This window comes from Proteus sp. STS61-E (assembly GCF_040932335.1).
GTDB lineage: Bacteria > Pseudomonadota > Gammaproteobacteria > Enterobacterales > Enterobacteriaceae > Proteus > Proteus mirabilis_B.
Map to the genome: position 1 here is coordinate 154879 of NZ_JBFQGE010000003.1, position 18914 is coordinate 173792.

Here is an 18914-nt window from a genome sequence, read left to right on the forward strand (position 1 = left end):
ATCCGCTCTATTTAGGAATTTTATTATGCTGGTAGCAATCCCATCTGAAAGCGATGCGCTGGCTTGGATGATTATCGGTGGATTTTCAGCCTGGGGAGGTATCGTGAGGTATTTAATGGAAATTAGGCAAAAACAAATTAGGTGGTCTTGGTGTGGCATTGGTAGCCAAATTGTGATTTCAGTATTCACAGGATTATTAGGGGGATTATTGAGTTTTGAAAGTGGTGCAAGTCGCTATATGTCTTACATGATTGCAGGGCTTTTTGGCTCAATGGGAAGTACCACATTGATTTGGCTATGGAATCGTATTTTTGGCATGAACAACCTTAAGGAGCCTAAATGAATACGTATACATTAAGTCAACGTAGTCAAAACAACTTAAAAGGTGTGCATCAAGATTTAGTGCAAGTGGTTCATCAGGCGCTGACATTGAGTGAATATGATTTTGTGGTCATCGAAGGGCTACGCTCATTCGCGCGCCAAAAAGTGCTAATGAAAGAAGGCAAAAGCAAAACACTCAATAGCCGTCATTTAACGGGTCATGCTGTAGATATTGTACCGTTAGTGAATGGCTCGATCCCTTGGCACGATTGGTCTGCGTTTGAATCTGTATCAAAAGTGATGAAAAAAGCGGCACATCAATTGGGTGTTTCAATGAATTGGGGCGGTGATTGGGTATCGTTTCGTGATGGCCCTCATTATGAGCTGTCTAGAGAGGTATATTCATGAGTTTAACCTGGCTTCTACGCTGGGGATTAAAAGGAGGCGTGTTGTTAGTCATTCTGACCACGCTTCTGGTGATCCGCTATCAGCACAACCAAATTAATCGACTTTCAGAACAAAATAGTCAGCTTGAATATCAACAACGTACATTGCAATCACAATTAATGCAATGGCACGAGCAAGCGGAAAAAATCTCTGAAACGCTCACTCATCAACAAAAGGAGCAACAATATTTAGAGGAAGAAAATCATGCAATACGCCAAGAATTACGGCTACTTCTGGCTCAAACGCCTTGTGCTAATGAGTCTGTGCCTGACGCTGTTATCCAGTTGCAGCAAAACACCCTTAACCGTCGTTAAAGCACCCGAAAAATTTGTACCAACACACTTACTACAGCCCTGTTCAGCACCGTTTTTTAATGTGCAAGTATGGGGGGATTATCCTGATTATGTGGCACGTTTAATGTTGGTATTAGAGAAATGTAATACCGATAAAAAAGCGGTAGCAGAAATATTGGTAACAAAAAATTAGCTTGGTACTCATGAGTTAGATCATAAAAGAAAGCGAATTAAGGAATTATAGAAATATGTTAAATAAACAATTACATACAAGAACGCCAACGGTGGCGGTTCATGATAATCGAGGATCGGCTATTCGAGAAATTAGCTATTGCCGTCATCCTGATACGGTTAACCAAACGGATGAACGCATTACGCGTCACCATTATCATGCTCGCGGTTATTTAGAACGCAGTATTGATGCAAGATTGTATGAAGCACAACAATCAAATTCAGCAATACAACCGAATATTCAACAAACGGTGAGTTTAGGGGGCGCATTATCTTTCTCAAAAGGCATTGATAATGGGAATAGCTTTAATCTCAATGATATTGAAGGCACGGTTTCACAACAGATTAATGCAAAAGGTACGGTGACAACGTATGAATATTCTGATCCCAGCGTTGAGCGATATTTAGAGCAAGTCAAAGAAAGAAAATTGGGTGAAAGCCGTATTGCCGTAGTACAAAAATTTAAATGGGGACAAGGAAACGCGAGTGAGTTAATCGATACCAATCAAGTGGGAAAATGTATTGAACACTTTGATACGGCAGGTAAAAAAACGTATAGCAATTATTCTCTCTTGGGGCATGCTATTGCAGAAACACAACAATTGCATATGAGTAGTCTTATTGACTGGAATTCAACTAGTGAAGTAAATGATATTCAACAAGCTGAAAAATTTACCACTCAATATACTTATGATGCGATAGGGGCTGTATTAGAAGAAACCGATGCAAAGGGGAATAAACGCCGTATTGCCTATGATATTGCAGGCTTTGTTAAGCAATCTTGGTTGACCTTAAAAGGACAATCAGAACAAGTGATTTTACGCGCTTTAACCTATTCAGCTACGGGGCAAAAGCTGCGCGAAGAGCAGGGTAATGGCTTAGTCACCACTTATGAATATGAGCCTGAAACGCAACGTTTACTGCATGTCAAAACGGTGCGTCCTCAAGGTCATGCATTAGGTACGAAGATCATGCAAGATCTGCGTTATGAGTACGATCCCGTCGGCAATATTATCTGTCTGAAAAATGATGCTGAAGCGACTCGCTACTGGCGTAATCAGAAAATTGTGCCTGAAAATCGTTATATCTATGATTCTCTGTATCAATTAGTGAGTGCAACAGGTCGTGAATCTGCCAATCAAAAAACACCTGCTTCAATGCAATCTCAAACCATTACCACGTTGGTTAAAGATGGACAAAGTTATACCAATTACACGCGTTTATACGCTTATGATCGCGGTGGTAATTTAACGCAAATCCGTCATAACTCCGCTATTGCGCAACAAAGTTTTACCCAAGATATAACTATATCTAATAAAACTAATCGGGCATTACTTAAATCACAATGTTCTGATCCGAAGCAAGTCGATAGCTATTTTGATGAGAGCGGTAATTTAACCCAGCTTCTCAATGGGGATACTATTATTTGGGATAGCCGTAATCATTTGAAAGCAACAAAAGAGATAATGGAAAGTGGAGATTTGTCTGAGGGCGAAACTTATCAATATAACAGTGTGAGCCAACGTATGACGAAAATACGCGGGCGTAAAACTGCTGACGGTGATTTAGAAAAAGTTACTACGGTCTATTTACCGAATATTGAACAATGGGACGTGAGTACAAGTTCTGTGACAGAGAAATATGCCGTTGTACAAATTCAAGCAGGTACTAGTGCAAAAGTCAGGGCGCTGTGTTGGGAGATTGGCACACCGAAAGGAATTGAAAATAACTCACTGCGTTATAGCTATGATGACGGTATTGGCAACAGTGGATTAGAAACCGATGGTCAAGGGCAATTAGTTAGCTATGAAGAGTATTACCCTTATGGTGGCACTGCGATTTGGTCTAGCGAAAATGCGGTAGAAGCAGATTACAAAACCATTCGTTACTCAGGTAAAGAAAAAGACGCTACGGGTATGTATTACTACGGTTATCGTTATTATCAACCGTGGATTGGTCGCTGGTTAAGTGCCGACCCCGCCGGTACGGTGGATGGGCTGAATTTATACCGAATGGTGCGCAATAACCCAGTGACATTGCATGATCCGGATGGACGAGCGCCCACGCCTTCAACCGCATCGACTTCTGCAACAACAAGTGAGCATTTTATCAATCGATTACCGACTTCATTTCATGAAATAAAAACAAATAATTGGGCGAGGGAGGTTATTAATCAGGCTGAGGTTTGGAATCAAGAAGATTCACTCGACTTTAAAAGAGAAACTCACTATACAGTCAGTAAGTTAGGCCGGCATTTTTCGCTCTATTCAACCCCTGATTATCCATCAAAACAACTCATTGTTACTGCCCATGGTGGTTTTAACTTAAACAGTGGAGCGGTTCCAATACCCGATGGAATGACATTAGAATTCTTAAATCCACACAGAACTTTTTTATTGGATCCGGGGATTGATAATGTCGCAATAGAAAAGAGTCTTACGTTATTTTCCATTTCAAATCATCATATGGAGTTACATAATCAATTCGCGATTGAAGAAATGGAATTATTGGGAATAAGGACAGTGACAGGCGAGTATAATAATATGAATTCTAAAGTAGCAGAAGAAGATAATAATGGGAGAATTAATATTACAAATTATAGATTAACCACATATGAGGCCGATACACCCGATAAAATAGGTAATGCGTTGGCTGCCAATCGAGCGATTACGCAAACAATTCAAGATCAAACAGTAAGAACGGATATTGTCACAGTAAGTGATACGATCACTTCTGATGGGCTTTCTTTTCCTTCAGTTACGACAATGGGAAGACTTTTCAATGACTTAAGGGTAAATAATATTAAATATGACAATATTGTCTGCTCATTTTGTCGTTCCAAAGATGACAGGCCCAATATGGACTATGATCCTATTCGACAGATACGTGAATAACCTTATTGTAACGCTCTTAATAATGTTTAGAGGCTAGACGATAAGTGCGGTTAAATTAATCATGAGGAATTTAGTTTAGAAATAAATTAATAATAAATCTTCATGACCCAATATATTTAACCGCCATTAATCACTAACGAAATATTTATTATCTATAAAAAGAAAATTGAAAGGAATTAAAAATATGTTAAATAAACAATTACACACAAGAACGCCAACGGTAGTAGTTCTTGATAATCGAGGATCAACAATCCGTGAAATTAGCTATTGCCGTCATCCTGATACGGTTAACCAAACGGATGAACGCATTACGCGTCACCATTATCATGCTCGCGGTTATTTAGAACGCAGTATTGATGCAAGATTGTATGAAGCACAACAATCAAATTCAGCAATTCAATCGAATATTCAACAAACGGTGAGTTTAGGTGGCGCGATTGCTGTATCTCAAGGGATTGATAATGGTACAAGCTTTAGTCTTAATGATATTGAGGGTACCGTTTCACAACAGATTAATGCAAAAGGTACGGTGACAACGTATGAATATTCTGAGCCCAGCGTTGAGCGATATTTAGAGCAAGTCAAAGAAGGAAAATTAGGGAATTCAGACACGAAGGTTATTCAAAAATTTAAATGGGGACAAGGAAACGCGAGTGAGTTAATCGATACCAATCAAGTGGGAAAATGTATTGAACACTTTGATACGGCAGGTAAAAAAACGTATAGCAATTATTCTCTCTTGGGGCATGTTATTGCAGAAACACAACAATTGCATATGGGCAGTGTTATTGACTGGAATTCAAATAATAATGAAGAAGCGAGTATTGAGCGAGCTGAAAAATTTACCACTCAATATACTTATGATGCGACAGGGGGTGTATTAGAAGAAACCGATGCAAAAGGGAATAAACGCCGTATTGCCTATGATATTGCAGGCTTTGTTAAGCAATCTTGGTTGACCTTAAAAGGGCAATCAGAACAAGTGATTTTACGGTCACTCTCTTATAGTGCGACAGGGCAAAAACTGCGTGAAGAGCAGGGTAATGGCTTAGTCACCACTTATGAATATGAGCCTGAAACGCAACGTTTACTGCATGTCAAAACAGTGCGTCTACAAAACCATGTTTTGGGTGCGAAGATTATGCAAGATCTGCGTTATGAGTACGATCCTGTCGGCAATATTATTTGTCTGAAAAATGATGCTGAAGCGACTCGCTACTGGCGTAATCAGAAAATTGTGCCTGAAAATCGTTATATCTATGACTCTCTGTATCAATTAGTGAGTGCAACAGGTCGTGAATCGGCCAATCAAAAAACACCTGCTTCAATGCAATCTCAAACCATTACCACGTTGGTCAAAGATGGACAAAGTTATACCAATTACACGCGTTTATACGCTTATGATCGCGGTGGTAATTTAACGCAAATCCGTCATAACTCCGCTATTGCGCAACAAAGTTTTACCCAAGATATAACCATATCTAATAAAACTAATCGGGCATTACTTAAATCACAATGTTCTGATCCGAAGCAAGTCGATAGCTATTTTGATGAGAGCGGTAATTTAACCCAGCTTCTTAATGGTGATGCCATTATTTGGGATAGCCGTAATCATTTGAAAGCCACAAAAGAGATAATGGAAAGTGGACATTTGTCTGAGGGCGAAACTTATCAATATAACAGTGCGAGCCAACGTATGACGAAAATACGCGGGCGTAAAGCTGCTGGCGGTGATTTAGAAAGAGTCACTACGCTCTATTTACCGAATATTGAACAATGGGAAGTGAATAACAATCCTGCTACAGAAAAATATGATGTGGTTCATATTCAAGCAGGCACGAGTGCAAAAGTCAGGGCGCTGTGTTGGGAGATTGGCACACCGAAAGGAATTGAAAATAACTCACTGCGTTATAGCTATGATGACGGTATTGGCAACAGTGGATTAGAAACCGATGGTCAAGGGCAATTAGTTAGCTATGAAGAGTATTACCCTTATGGTGGCACTGCGATTTGGTCTAGCGAAAATGCGGTAGAAGCAGATTACAAAACCATTCGTTACTCAGGTAAAGAAAAAGACGCTACGGGTATGTATTACTACGGTTATCGTTATTATCAACCGTGGATTGGTCGTTGGTTAAGTGCCGACCCAGCCGGTACGATTGATGGACTGAATTTATACCGAATGGTGCGTAATAACCCAGTTACAATAACAGACCCAGATGGAAGAAATCCTAGCTTTACGCCTGAAGGAAGAAAAGATGAAGTATTACAAAAAATGACACCTAAACAGCTGAATGATTCTTATTATCAGGATGTTATGGTGAATTTAGATAATGAATTGGCCGAAGGCAGTGCTTTAGCGAAAAAAATGGCTGGCAAATACGTGGAGGCTATAAAAGATTATACCGCAGGGGACAGTAATAAAATAAATGCCTATTTGCGAGAGAATGGACCGCATGCCAACGATTTGTCGAGAAAGATAACAAAAAAAATAAATAATCTTGAAAAAGCTTTAAATAAGATGCCAAAAATAGAGGGGGATTTTCTTCGTGCAGTGCCTGATTCTGGAATTAGCAGTAAACTAGCTTCGGGAGTATTGAAAATTGGAGATAGGTTAGGTGACCCTGCTTACTTATCCACGACGAGTAGTGTCAGTGCTCTCAAGACGCAACAGTTTTATCAGATGCACAAACAGGTCATTATTTATGATATTCATTCTACTATGGGAACACGTTTACCGTTCAGGCCATTTACATCAGTGAGCATGCCACAGCGTGAAGTACTGTTACCAAAAAATGGACAATACGAAATCATAAATTTTACATCTTTCAGTGGTGATAATCACAGAGGAAAGGAACAATATATTACCTATATAAGACTGAAACATGTTGACCGTAATAGCGAAATTGCTACATATGGGATGAGTGATGGAGAAATAAATAAAACCAGTAATAACTTGGCTTCATTAACTCATTCAGATGGTTTAACTAGGGGAAATCGTTTTCTTCGGAGATTGAGCTGCATCACTAAGACTCATTAATACACAAATTATGTATTGTTAGAGTACACCCAAAACAGGCAACCCAGAGAGACAGCATTTCTGTCTTATTTGGGTTGTTTTTATTTTATATCGATGATTTTATTTCTTTTAATAAAATATAAAAAAGTAATAAAAACAATTTAATTTATTATTTTTATTATTGATAGTCATCTAATAAATATTAAATAACAGTGTTAGTTCCATTTTAATATTAAATTAAATAGCGATGTCGCTCACAAATATAAATAAAGGAATATTTAATTATCTTTTTTTGACTAATATATATTGTGATTGATGCAATCATTATATTTAAAAACACTTATTAATAATTATGAGGTTTTATTATGAAGAAAAATAAACTTATGGTATTCACTGCAACATTATTATTATCATCAGCGGGTTTTATTTCAACAGCGTCAGCTGATGTGACGTTAAAACATGGCTATATTGATGTCCCTCCCAGCAGAGCTTTCCTGTGTTCAGAAAAAGGGAAAAATTTAAATAAAAATTGTGGTCCAATACAGTATGAACCTCAATCAATTGAAGGGACAAAAGGCTTTCCTAACGATGGACCTGCTGATGGTCAAATTGCTAGTGGTGGAAAAGAAGTTTTTTCTGCTTTAAATGCACAAAGTGCTGATCGCTGGCATAAAGTGGCAATGAAAAGTGGAGAAAATACCTTTAAATGGACATTAACCGCTAAACACAGTACAGCTTCATGGCAATTCTTTATTACCAAACCAGAGTGGGATGTCAATAAACCACTGACTCGTGCTGATTTTGATTTAACACCATTTTGCCAACAAGATGATAATGGAAAAATACCAACAGCAACTGTAGAATTAAACTGTAATATACCAGAACGTTCAGGTTATCAGGTTATTTTAGGTGTTTGGAATATTGCAGATACAAATAATGCATTTTATCAAGTTATTGATGCTGACTTTAAAAAATAATCAAATTAACTTAATGTAAGAAATTATTTAATATCAATAATAGCATTGTAGTTAATCTTATTTATTTTAAATTATAAATGGATAATAAATCTGAATTCTAAATTTGGGTAAGTGCTAATTTTTTTATTAAATAAAAACTATAACTATTTATTATCGTTATTTAATTAATAGCGCCTTTACTCGGGCGCTATTTTTATTGATCCCACTAGAAATCCCTCGCTTACAATGCTACTTTCTAATCTATACCTATAATTATTTAGCTTAAAACCAACATTATTGAGGCGCGATTATGGAAATCTATTTAGATACAGCGGATATCGAAGAAGTCAGAAAACTCTCTCAAGTTCTTCCTATTGCAGGTGTCACTACCAATCCGTCCATTATTGCTAAATCGGCACAAAATATTGAAACGTTACTACCTGAATTAAAAGCAGCTATGGGCGGTAAAGGTCGGGTATTTGCACAGGTCATTGCCAGTGATGTTGATACCATGATTGAAGAAGCATTGCGTATCGGAAATATTGCAGATAATACGGTGATTAAAATTCCGGTTACAGAAGCAGGACTTGTCGCCATTAAACAATTAAAACAAAAAAATATGCTGGTATTGGGCACTGCGATTTACAGTGTCTCACAAGGATTAATGGCAGCATTAGCTGGCGCGGATTATATTGCCCCTTATGTACATCGAATGGATAGACAAGGCTCTGATGGGGTAAGAGTGGTAAAAGAATTACAAACTCTGATTACGATGCATAATTTACCCACAAAAATCCTAGCAGCGAGTTTTAAAACACCACGACAAGTTGTTGATTGTTTATTGGCGGGGGCTTCTTCGGTGACATTACCGATTGAACTTGCTTACTCTATTATTCGTTCACCCGTTGTGGATGATGCGGTAAATAGATTCGCCGATGATTGGCAAGCTGCATTTGATCGCCGCCTTTTATAATGGGATCTACTTCAACGTTATATGATCAAGCGCTATTCTATTTATATAGCGCTTAGTTGATATTTATTTGAGATAAGCGTAAATGAGTCTTATTTGAAATATTATTTCATTATTTTTAAATAAAAATAAATAGATGTTCTTTGTTGAAATAATCTTCTTTTATTAGTGATTTTAAATAGAGCGATCATCTGCCTATTTTAGCTAATTTCATAGGATTATATTATAGATGTATGATTTGTAATTATTATTATCTAGATGCATTATTGATAATATAATAGGTAAATGAGTATTAAAATTAAATCCTTTCCTATCATTCTATTTAATCTTTAATTTTTCTAATGAATCTTTTATGGGCCTATCGGCAAGTGAAGATAAACGATTATTGATTTACATCTAATAATAAGCCACCTTTCTGGCAATCTAAATTAAAATCTATTACTATAATGTTAGTCTATAAATGGATTATTAATATAATCTATTTCTTTTTTATTTTGTTGTTTGAAATGCTTTTAAAATCAATGTGATAAATTCTGTTTTTAAAAGTATGTTTTATATTTTTATATTTAATTAATTTTTTGTTTTTACTCGGTTTAATTGTTATTACTTTGGCTTTAATAACAAAATAATAAATTGTGACGGGCGTGTTAATTAAAGAGTGTGGTTGTTAAAAATAAACTAAGTATTATTTTGATAAGTTTGTTAACTTCTCAAATTAACAGGGAAAACCGATACTCCGCGGTGCAATGATAATTAACATATATAGTTATTATCTTTATTTAGCGATAAATAAATTTCATTTGTGATATTGGAGTAATTATGTGTGAAGAATACATGAGTAAGCCACTCTATCTGTCAATTGCTGACTGGGTTCAAGAGCAAGAACGTTGGGTAAGTGCAAAGGAAATCGCAAAAAAATTCGATATTCCTCAATGCAACGCAATTAATATCGTTTCTTACATTCTTTCTGATGTAAAAGAAATTGAGTGTGAAACGAAAAGTGTTCCTAACCAACTAGAAGGTAGAGGCTGTCAGTGTCAACGGATGATCAAAGTTAGTCATATTGATCCTCAAGTCTATTCACGTTTAAAAGGCCATATTCAAGAAAAAAGTAGTCAAAGTTCTCCTGAAAAATTAGCGGCGATGATCCCTCATGGATTGAACCATGAGCAAAAATGGCAATGGATGTTGTCAAAATCCCAACGTCGTTAATTTACGAGACTTCGTTTCATACTAAACAATTTGAATAATGACGACAGGCGCTCGCAACGCCTGTCGTAGTTTGTTACTGACCTTTCGGCTTTACATCTGTTGTGCCACGTAAACGTGGGCGATTAGGTTCAGGTGCGGTTAAAGGTGTGGTTTCAACTAAGCTTTGGCGACAACGAACGGCCAAATCTTGATATTCGCGTGTGTTCATACGCTTCCATTCCATGTCATTATCAGTAATATCCCGTACATGTTTTGCAGGGCTACCAATCAGCATTTGCCGAGGTTGTCCTTGAAAGCCTGCTTTCACAAAGCTCATCGCGGCAACAATACTTTCTTCGCCAATCACTGCACCATCCATAATCACGCTATTCATACCCACTAAACTATCACGCCCGATAATACAACTATGGAGAATTGCGCCGTGTCCAATATGCCCATTTTCTCTAACAATGGTATCCATATCGGTATAACCGTGCATGATACAACCGTCTTGAAGGTTAGCACCTGTTTCAACAATCAAGCGCCCATAATCCCCTCTGAGTGATGCAAATGGACCGATATAAACACCTGCACCGATAATCACATCACCAATTAATACAGCAGATGGATGAACATAAGCTGTTGGATGAACCACAGGAATAAGACCTTCAAACGCGTAGATACTCATCAGTTTTCCTCTTTGTTGTATTATCGAGATCAACGATAATTACCGGCCTTTCCACTCAGGTGCGCGTTTTTCAGCAAAGGCTAATGGGCCTTCTGTGGCATCTTCTGAATGTAAAACGCTTGGGTAATGTTTTAGCACACCACTGCGCATAAGTTTGTAACCCTCTTCAATGGAAAGCTCGCTGGTGGCACGATAAATCTCTTTTAATGCAGCTACAGCCAGTGGGGCACTGTTGGCAATTTGGTCTGCAAGTTCACGTGCGCTGTCCATAAGTTCAGCGGAGCTGACAACACGGTTTGCAATACCCCAACGCAGTGCTTCGTCAGCATTCATGCGACGACCTGTCATCAGCATTTCGTTGACGATAGCGGGTGGTAAACGTTTAGGTAAACGCAGAACACCGCCACTGTCAGGTACAATACCTAATTGGGCTTCAGGCAAAGCAAAAGAAGCATTATCTGAACACACCATCATGTCAGCGGCGAGTGCTAATTCAAAGCCACCACCAAAAGCATAGCCATTAACCGCAGCAATGACAGGCTTATCCAGATTGAAAAGCTCAGTTAAACCTGCAAAACCACCGGCACCAAAGTCAGCATCAGGTGCTTCGCCTTCCGCCGCGGCTTTTAAATCCCATCCCGCAGAGAAAAAGCGTTCGCCTGCACCTGTAATAATTGCGACACGTAAGCTTGGATCATCACGAAAACGGAGAAAAACTTCGCCCATTTCATGGCTTGTTTTCGCATCAATAGCATTCGCTTTTGGTCTGTCTAATACAATTTCAAGTACTGAACCACGAGTTGTTAGGTGTAATGATTGGCTCATGTTGTATTCCTTTTCGTCATCAAAAATAAGCATTTATGATTGAGGTTATTAATTTGTGGTTAAACCTACCTATGCCTTATTTCAAATGCTTTTTAATCACTTTTCCTGAGCAGTTACGAGGCAATCCGTCTCTAAATTCAACTTCAGAGGGAACTTTGAATTTCGCCATATTTTGCTCACAGAAATGGAAGAACTCTTCTTCACTCAAGGTTTCATTTTCAACCAGCACGACAAACGCTTTAATTGCTTCATCACGAATATTGTCAGGTACACCAATTACAGCTACATCTTGAATTTTAGGATGTGAAGAAATGATATTTTCAATCTCAACACAAGAGACATTCTCGCCACCGCGTTTGATCATATTGCAACTGCGATCAACGAAATAGAAAAAGCCCTCATCGTCACGATAACCATAATCGCCAGTATGTAACCAACCATCAGGCTCTAATGCTTTTGCTGTGGCATCAGGTCGGTTGTAATACTCTTTAAAAATAGTTTTTCCGGGCTCGCCTTTTACGCAAATTTCACCTACAACCCCATCAGGGACTTCGTTGTTTTGTTTGTCTCTGATTTGAGCTTGATAGCAAAAACCGGGTCTACCAATTGATGGCCAACGGCGTTTATCGCCAGGTCTGTCACCAATTAGTCCGACAATGGTTTCTGTCATGCCATAAGAGGTGAGTAATCGCACGTTAAAGCGTTCAAGGAAGGCATCTTTTTCTTCATCGGCAAGATTGAGATAAAACATCACTTCACGTAATTTGTGCTGCTTTTCTTCTGATGAAACAGGTTGCGCCATTAAGGTTCTCATCATCATTGGAATACATTCCGCAACCGTTGCTTGGTATTTAAGGATCTGTTTCCAAAAGGCTCTGGCACTGTATTTTTCTAACAATACAAAAGTGGCACCCACTGAAAATGCGGCGAGTGATGCTGTGCATTGGCAGTCAATATGAAAGGCTGGCATAACTGTAAGATAAACGTCGTCTTCACGTAATGCGTTTTGCCATGATGAGTAATAACCCGCAAAGCGTAGATTATAGTGTGTGATAACTACGCCTTTGGGTTGAGAAGTTGTTCCTGAGGTAAAAAGAATTTCAGCAGTATCATCCACACTTAATGGTGTGTGATGATTAAGCGTAACAGGGTGCTTGGCTTTCTCTTTTAAAAAGTCGATAACGCCTTTTTCAGCGGGTAGACTGTTTTCTGTTATTAAAAACAGTTGCGTTAAAGGGCATTGTTCATCCTGCAACATAGGTTGGTAAATAGGATAAAAATTATTGCGAGTGACCACGTAATGGGCTTGGCAGTGATTGATTATCCATGCGCTCTCGTCATACATAAAGCGCGCATTAATTGGCACCATAACAGCGCCAATTTTTGCCAAGCCAAACCAGCAAAAGAAAAATTCAGGACAGTTATCAAGATGTAAGGCAACGTGATCGCCTTTTTTTATGCCACCAGCATGAAAAAGATTTGCGGTTCTATTTATCTCTTCATTTAATTCACTGTAGCTAAATTGTCTCACGTGTCCTTGTGCGGATTCAAAAATTAGCGCTGTTTTTGTACCATAAACCTCTGCCAAATCATCCCACATTTGACGTAAGTTTTGTTTGCCAATCACATCCATTAAACTGTTACCCTATTCTTTTGCTGTAAATTCAGACGTGTTTTATGCCTATACAACGCCTGAATTTTACAGTGTTACTTTACGATTTTAGCCAGTCCCTTATCGACCAGCCCCTTGATTTGTTCGTCGCTATAACCGATATTTTTCAAAATTGCATTAGTGTCCATGCCGTGAGATGGCATTCCACGCCAGATTTTTCCCGGATTATTTTTGAATTTAGGCATCACATTCGGCCCTTTACAGGTTTCGCCATTCATGGTTTGCCATTCGGTAATCGATTCACGTGCGACATATTGCGGATTGTCTTCAAGCTCTGGAATAGTCAGCACTTTAGCGCTGGCAATATTGAGTTCTGAAAGACGTTTAAGTACCTCTGTGATGGGTTGCTTAGCTAACCATTCATCTAATTTGTCTTCAAATAATTGACCATGTGGGCAATTAATACGGTGAATAAGTTGAGTGCCTTCAGGTACTTCAGGTGTACCAAGCAGATGAGCAAGTCCGATATCTTTGAAAATTTCTTGAATTTGAGTGATACCGACAACTTCCATCACGATATAACCATCTTGGCAACGGTAAAGCCCACAGCCTGCGTAGTACGGATCTTTCCCTTTTGTCATACGAGGGCAGATTTCGCCGCCATTGAAATAGTCCATCATGAAGTATTGCCCCATACGCAGCATCACTTCATACATAGCAATATCAATGCTTTCGCCTTTCCCTGTTTGTTGAACTTTATACAGTGCCGCTAACGCGGAAGTGGTTGCGGTCATTCCTGAGAAATAGTCTGCGGTATAAGGGAAGGCTGGCATTGGCTGATCTTTGTCACCGTTTTGAATAAGGTAACCACTGAAAGCCTGAGCAATGGTGTTATAAGCCGGTAAGTTGGTGTATTGCGGATCGCCATATTGACCAAAACCAGATAAATGAGCGATAACTAATTTAGGGTTATGCTCCCATAATACTTCATCCGTAATACCGCGACGTGCAAAGGCTGGGCCTTTACTCGCTTCGATAAAGATGTCGGTTGTTTCCATTAATTTTAGGAACGCATCACGACCCTCGTCTTTAAAGATATTTAACGATAGAGCATGAAGATTACGGCGAGAAAGTTGAGGGTAGTGAGGTTGAACGCGAATGGTGTCAGCCCATGCAACGTTTTCAATCCAAATCACTTCAGCTCCCCATTCTGCGAACATTTGTCCTGCGAATGGCCCTGCAATTTCAATTCCTGAAAACACAACACGAACCCCTGAAAGTGGGCCGAATTGTGGCATTGGTAAATGTTCTGTCATAGCGTCACCTCGTAAGTGGTCTGAGTGAAAACTCTCTCATCATTGGATGAGAGAGTTATTCGTGATTAATTAGCGATACTGTTTAAGTACTGAACGTCCTAATGTCAGGATCTGCATTTCATCAGAACCACCAGATACACGGTCAACACGAAGGTCACGCCAGAAACGAGAAATACGGTGCTCGCCAGCAATACCGACACCACCAAGCACTTGCATTGCACTATCAACCACTTCAAACGCCGCATTTGCACAGAAGTATTTACACATAGCTGCATCACCGGAAGTGATTAAGTTGTTGTCACTCTTCCATGCAGTTTCATATAACATGTTGCGCATTGAATTGAGTTTGATCGCCATATGGGCAAATTTTTCTTGAATAAGTTGGAAGCGACCAATTGCTTCACCAAATTGCACACGTTGGTTGGCATAACGCGCTGCATCTTCAAATGCACACATTGCTGTACCGTAGTTAGTGAGAGCCACTAAGAAACGCTCGTGGTCGAACTCTTCTTTCACACGGTTAAAGCCGTTACCTTCACGACCAAACATGTCTTTTTCTTCAAGTTCAACGTTATCGAAAGTGATTTCACAGCAGCTATCCATACGTAAACCCAGTTTTTCTAACTTGTTTACTTTGATACCCGGTTTGCTCATATCCACAAACCATTCAGTGAAGATAGGTTTATCTGGAGATGCTGAGTCACGGCTCATCACAACAACGTAAGGGGTATAGGCACTACTGGTGATAAAGCATTTGCTACCATTGAGGTAAACTTTGCCATCTTTACGAGTATAAGTAGTTTGTAAGCTACCTACGTCAGATCCTGCACCGGGTTCTGTGATAGCAGAGTTCCACATCTGTTTACCTGTACCACGAAACGCCATAATTTTATCAATTTGCTCTTGAGTCCCTTCACGCAAGACGGTGTTAAATCCACCCGGTAATTGATAAAGCACGTAAGTTGGCGCACCTAAGCGACCTAATTCCATCCAGATTGCAGCAACAGTAACAAAACCTGCATTTAAGCCACCGTGCTCTTCAGGGATAAGCAGATTGTCAATTTCCATATCCGCTAAGGCTTTGACAAAACGTTCTGGGTATTTACTTTCGCGATCACACTGTGCGAAATAAGCTTCCCAGTTTTCACTGGCCATTAATTCGCGGACACCGTCAACAAACAGTTCCTGCTCATCATTCAATCTAAAATCCATGTTAATAACCTCTTAATATGTCATTCTTTGCGTATAGCGGATCAGTCTTTCCAATGTACTTTGGCATCTTTAATAAAGGACAAGGTGACCATGATATTGACGAAAAATAGTGGGCATCCTCCAGCAATAATGGCGGTTTGAATTGGTTTTAAACCTCCAAGTGCGAGCAGAATGATGCCGATAACACCGACCAGCACAGACCAGCCGATACGCACTAATAAAGGTGGCTCAGAGCCTTCTTTCATAGAGCGACAAGTGGACATTGCTAGTGTGTAAGAACAGGCGTTAATTAAGGTGACAGTGGCAATAAAGCAGAGGATAAAGAAGCCCCACATTGTCGCTGTGCTCAACGGTAATGCCGCCCATGTTTCGATGATTGCGCGAGGTACACCGTATTGTTCAATCAGTTGTGGAATGTTGAGAATGTTTTGGTCAATCAGTTGTAAGGTGTTACCACCAAGAATTGTCCAAATTAACCAAGTTCCTGCGGTTAAACCTGAAACCATCCCTAAACATAATTCACGAACAGTACGACCTTTAGAGATACGAGCTAAGAAGATACTCATTTGGATGGCGTAAATAACCCACCATGCCCAATAGAAGACTGTCCAACCTTGAGGGAATCCACCTTTACCGATAGGGTCTGTATAGAACAGCATACGAGGCATATACATCATCAATGTACCAACAGAGTCTGTGAAGTAATTGACGATAAAGCTTGCACCACCAACGATAAATACCCAACCCAGCATTAAGAAGCTTAGGTAAGTACGAATATCACTGGCAATTTTCACCCCTTTTTGCAGACCGAATGCCACGCAAATTGCGTTTAATAAGATCCAGCAAGAGATAATGATGGCGTCTAATTGCAGGGTATGAGGAATACCAAATAAGTATTGAATACATTCAGTCACTAACGGTGTTGCTAAACCAAGGCTAGTTCCCATTGCCAGAATTAAAGCAACAAGATAGAAGTTATCAATAATGGTTCCGACGATCCCATTAACGTGTTTTTCACCGATTAATGGGGTTAAGGTACTACTTGGACGGATAACTTCCATTTTGCGAACAAAGAAGAAGTAAGCGAATGCAACAGAAAGGAAACTATAAGTTGCCCAAGGTAAAGGACCCCAGTGGAACAAGCTGTAAGCAAGACCAATTTCTTTAGCTTGAGTTGAGTAAGCTTCCATCCCAAAAGGAGGGCTTGAAATATAGTAGTATATTTCAATCGAACCCCAGAAGAGGACGGCTGCTGATGTACAAGACGCAAACATCATAAAGATCCAGCTTGCGGTACTAAATTCAGGTTTATCTTCTCCTAGGCGTTTATTGGCATAACGACCGAAGACTAACCAAAACCAACCCCCGAACATAATGACCATGTACCATTCGAAGGCCCAACCCCAGACATTGGTAACATAGCTGAATACGGCATTAATCACTTCATTTGAAGCGTCAAGATCACGTACCGTTAGCCAGCATAAAATACCAACAATGATTAATGGCGGAAAAAAAACCTTCGGTTCTATTCCTGCCTTTTTATTATCTTTGCTCATAGGTAAATTTTCCAAATATATTTAACGCAGAAGTTTAAGTAGTGTTAATTCCTAATATCTAATAAAGCACTTAAGTTTATTTATGAGTATTTCGTCTATTGGCGTTTCATCATAATAGAAAAATAAAGTTATTGGCTAATCCACAAATCGATTAATGATGATGAATAATGGATATTATAAGAAATCCATTCTGTTATTCACTTCACACTATTCTTTTTGTCGATTTTATGTTACGTTTTATAACGTTTCGTTTTCATTGTAACTAATTGATAATTATATCTATCGTCTTGTATGTAATAGGGTTGTTATATTCCGTCTTTCAATATTGTTGATCTTGGTGGCAATATTGAACGTTAAATACCATTATCTTTATTATGTTCAATATTGTTGATCGATGTAGCAATATTGAAAGTTGTTCACTTCAATTAAAACTAATTTCAATATTGGTGATATGTTTAGCAATATTGAAACCTATCCATTCTTTATTTAGTAATGTTCAATATTGGTGACCTAGGTTTAATTTTTTAATCTCTTAATTGTGTTAATTCTATATTACATTGCCAGAGCAAATGACATTATTTATTAATTTCAGGAGATGTAATGAATATTATTACATGTTACAAGAGTGTTCCCGACGAGCAGGATATTACGGTAAATAGCGCAGATAGTTCGCTAGATTTTTCTCGTGCTAACACCAAAATCAGCCAATATGATTTAAATGCGATTGAAGCTGCTAATCAGCTTAAGACTCAACTTGATGGCATTCAAATCACGGCAATGAGTGTTGGTGGTAAAGCACTGACAAACGCGAAAGCACGTAAAGACGTTCTTTCTCGTGGTGCTGACGAACTCGTGGTTGTGGTTGATGACCAACTTGAAGCCTCTTTACCTTACCAAACAGCGGTTGCGCTGGCGGCGGCTGCGACTAAAAAAGGTTACGACTTAATTCTTTGCGGTGATGGCTCTGCGGATCTTAGCTCACAACAAGTTAGCTTGCTGGTGGGTGAATTCTTAAATATTCCTGCAATCAATGGTATTAACAAAATTGTTTCTCTTTCTAATGACTCAATTACGGTTGAGCGTGAATTAGAAAATGAAATCGAAACACTGACTATTCCATTACCTGCTGTTATCGCGGTTTCTACCGACATTAACACACCTCAAATTCCTTCGATGAAAGCCATTCTTGGCGCTGCCAAGAAACCTGTTCAGCAATGGAGTGTTGCCGATCTTGGTTTGGATGCGATTACTGCGCGTTCAGAGCAAAAAGTGGCAGCGCCGAAACAGAAAGTACGTCAACGCATCATTATTGAAGGTGATGGCGATGATCAGATTGCTGAGTTGGCAGAACATTTACGTAAAATTCTTAAGTAATAGGGGGAG

General features: G+C 39.0%; 15 protein-coding genes. 9 read left to right on the forward strand and 6 right to left on the reverse strand.

Going from position 1 to position 18914, the window contains the following annotated elements; genetic code table 11:
• Positions 1–25 precede the first annotated feature (25 nt).
• The 8 genes from AB4J89_RS09030 to caiF all read left to right on the forward strand — a co-directional run bounded on the left by AB4J89_RS09030 (position 26) and on the right by caiF (position 10343).
• Positions 26–343 carry a phage holin family protein gene (locus tag AB4J89_RS09030; RefSeq protein WP_088494501.1) on the forward strand — a complete coding sequence of 106 codons (318 nt, stop codon included), beginning with the start codon at positions 26–28 and terminating at the stop codon, positions 341–343.
• Complete coding sequence (locus AB4J89_RS09035) at positions 340–729, forward strand: M15 family metallopeptidase (protein WP_088494502.1); 390 nt, start codon at positions 340–342, stop codon at positions 727–729. The genes AB4J89_RS09030 and AB4J89_RS09035 overlap by 4 nt, the downstream gene beginning before the upstream one ends.
• Positions 726–1082: a DUF2570 domain-containing protein gene (locus tag AB4J89_RS09040; protein WP_088494503.1), complete on the forward strand. Its 357-nt coding sequence runs from the start codon at positions 726–728 to the stop codon at positions 1080–1082. The genes AB4J89_RS09035 and AB4J89_RS09040 overlap by 4 nt, the downstream gene beginning before the upstream one ends.
• A 227-nt stretch (positions 1083–1309) precedes the next feature.
• On the forward strand, positions 1310–4186 hold the full coding sequence (locus AB4J89_RS09045; RefSeq protein ID WP_368468983.1) for an RHS repeat-associated core domain-containing protein: 2877 nt from the start codon (positions 1310–1312) through the stop codon (positions 4184–4186).
• A gap of 184 nt (positions 4187–4370) precedes the next feature.
• Positions 4371–7226: an RHS repeat-associated core domain-containing protein gene (locus tag AB4J89_RS09050; RefSeq protein ID WP_368468985.1), complete on the forward strand. Its 2856-nt coding sequence runs from the start codon at positions 4371–4373 to the stop codon at positions 7224–7226.
• Between the two features lie 344 nt (positions 7227–7570).
• Positions 7571–8182 carry a lytic polysaccharide monooxygenase gene (locus AB4J89_RS09055; RefSeq protein WP_088494506.1) on the forward strand — a complete coding sequence of 204 codons (612 nt, stop codon included), beginning with the start codon at positions 7571–7573 and terminating at the stop codon, positions 8180–8182.
• 289 nt (positions 8183–8471) lie between these two features.
• Complete coding sequence (fsa, locus tag AB4J89_RS09060) at positions 8472–9134, forward strand: fructose-6-phosphate aldolase (protein WP_088494507.1); 663 nt, start codon at positions 8472–8474, stop codon at positions 9132–9134.
• An 816-nt stretch (positions 9135–9950) separates the two neighbouring features.
• Positions 9951–10343 (forward strand): carnitine metabolism transcriptional regulator CaiF, encoded by a 393-nt coding sequence (caiF, locus tag AB4J89_RS09065; protein WP_088494508.1) that lies wholly within the window; start codon positions 9951–9953, stop codon positions 10341–10343.
• 73 nt (positions 10344–10416) lie between these two features.
• On the opposite strand, the gene caiE is transcribed toward caiF, so the two are convergent.
• The 6 genes from caiE to caiT all read right to left on the reverse strand — a co-directional run bounded on the left by caiE (position 10417) and on the right by caiT (position 17531).
• Positions 10417–11010 (reverse strand): carnitine operon protein CaiE, encoded by a 594-nt coding sequence (gene caiE, locus AB4J89_RS09070; protein WP_088494509.1) that lies wholly within the window; start codon positions 11008–11010, stop codon positions 10417–10419.
• Between the two features lie 39 nt (positions 11011–11049).
• The gene (gene caiD, locus AB4J89_RS09075; protein ID WP_088494510.1) at positions 11050–11835 is read right to left on the reverse strand and encodes a crotonobetainyl-CoA hydratase; all 786 of its coding nucleotides are present in this window, start codon (positions 11833–11835) and stop codon (positions 11050–11052) included.
• Positions 11836–11911: 76 nt separating this feature from the next.
• Positions 11912–13468: a crotonobetaine/carnitine-CoA ligase gene (caiC, locus tag AB4J89_RS09080; RefSeq protein ID WP_088494511.1), complete on the reverse strand. Its 1557-nt coding sequence runs from the start codon at positions 13466–13468 to the stop codon at positions 11912–11914.
• 74 nt (positions 13469–13542) lie between these two features.
• Positions 13543–14763: an L-carnitine CoA-transferase gene (gene caiB / locus AB4J89_RS09085; RefSeq protein ID WP_368468989.1), complete on the reverse strand. Its 1221-nt coding sequence runs from the start codon at positions 14761–14763 to the stop codon at positions 13543–13545.
• A gap of 69 nt (positions 14764–14832) precedes the next feature.
• Entirely contained in the window at positions 14833–15975 is a 1143-nt protein-coding gene (gene caiA, locus AB4J89_RS09090) for a crotonobetainyl-CoA dehydrogenase (RefSeq protein ID WP_023582983.1), read from the reverse strand.
• Between the two features lie 41 nt (positions 15976–16016).
• On the reverse strand, positions 16017–17531 hold the full coding sequence (caiT, locus tag AB4J89_RS09095) for an L-carnitine/gamma-butyrobetaine antiporter (RefSeq protein WP_088494513.1): 1515 nt from the start codon (positions 17529–17531) through the stop codon (positions 16017–16019).
• A 600-nt stretch (positions 17532–18131) separates the two neighbouring features.
• Here caiT and AB4J89_RS09100 point away from each other — a divergent pair.
• On the forward strand, positions 18132–18905 hold the full coding sequence (locus tag AB4J89_RS09100) for an electron transfer flavoprotein FixA (RefSeq protein ID WP_088494514.1): 774 nt from the start codon (positions 18132–18134) through the stop codon (positions 18903–18905).
• Positions 18906–18914 lie beyond the last annotated feature (9 nt).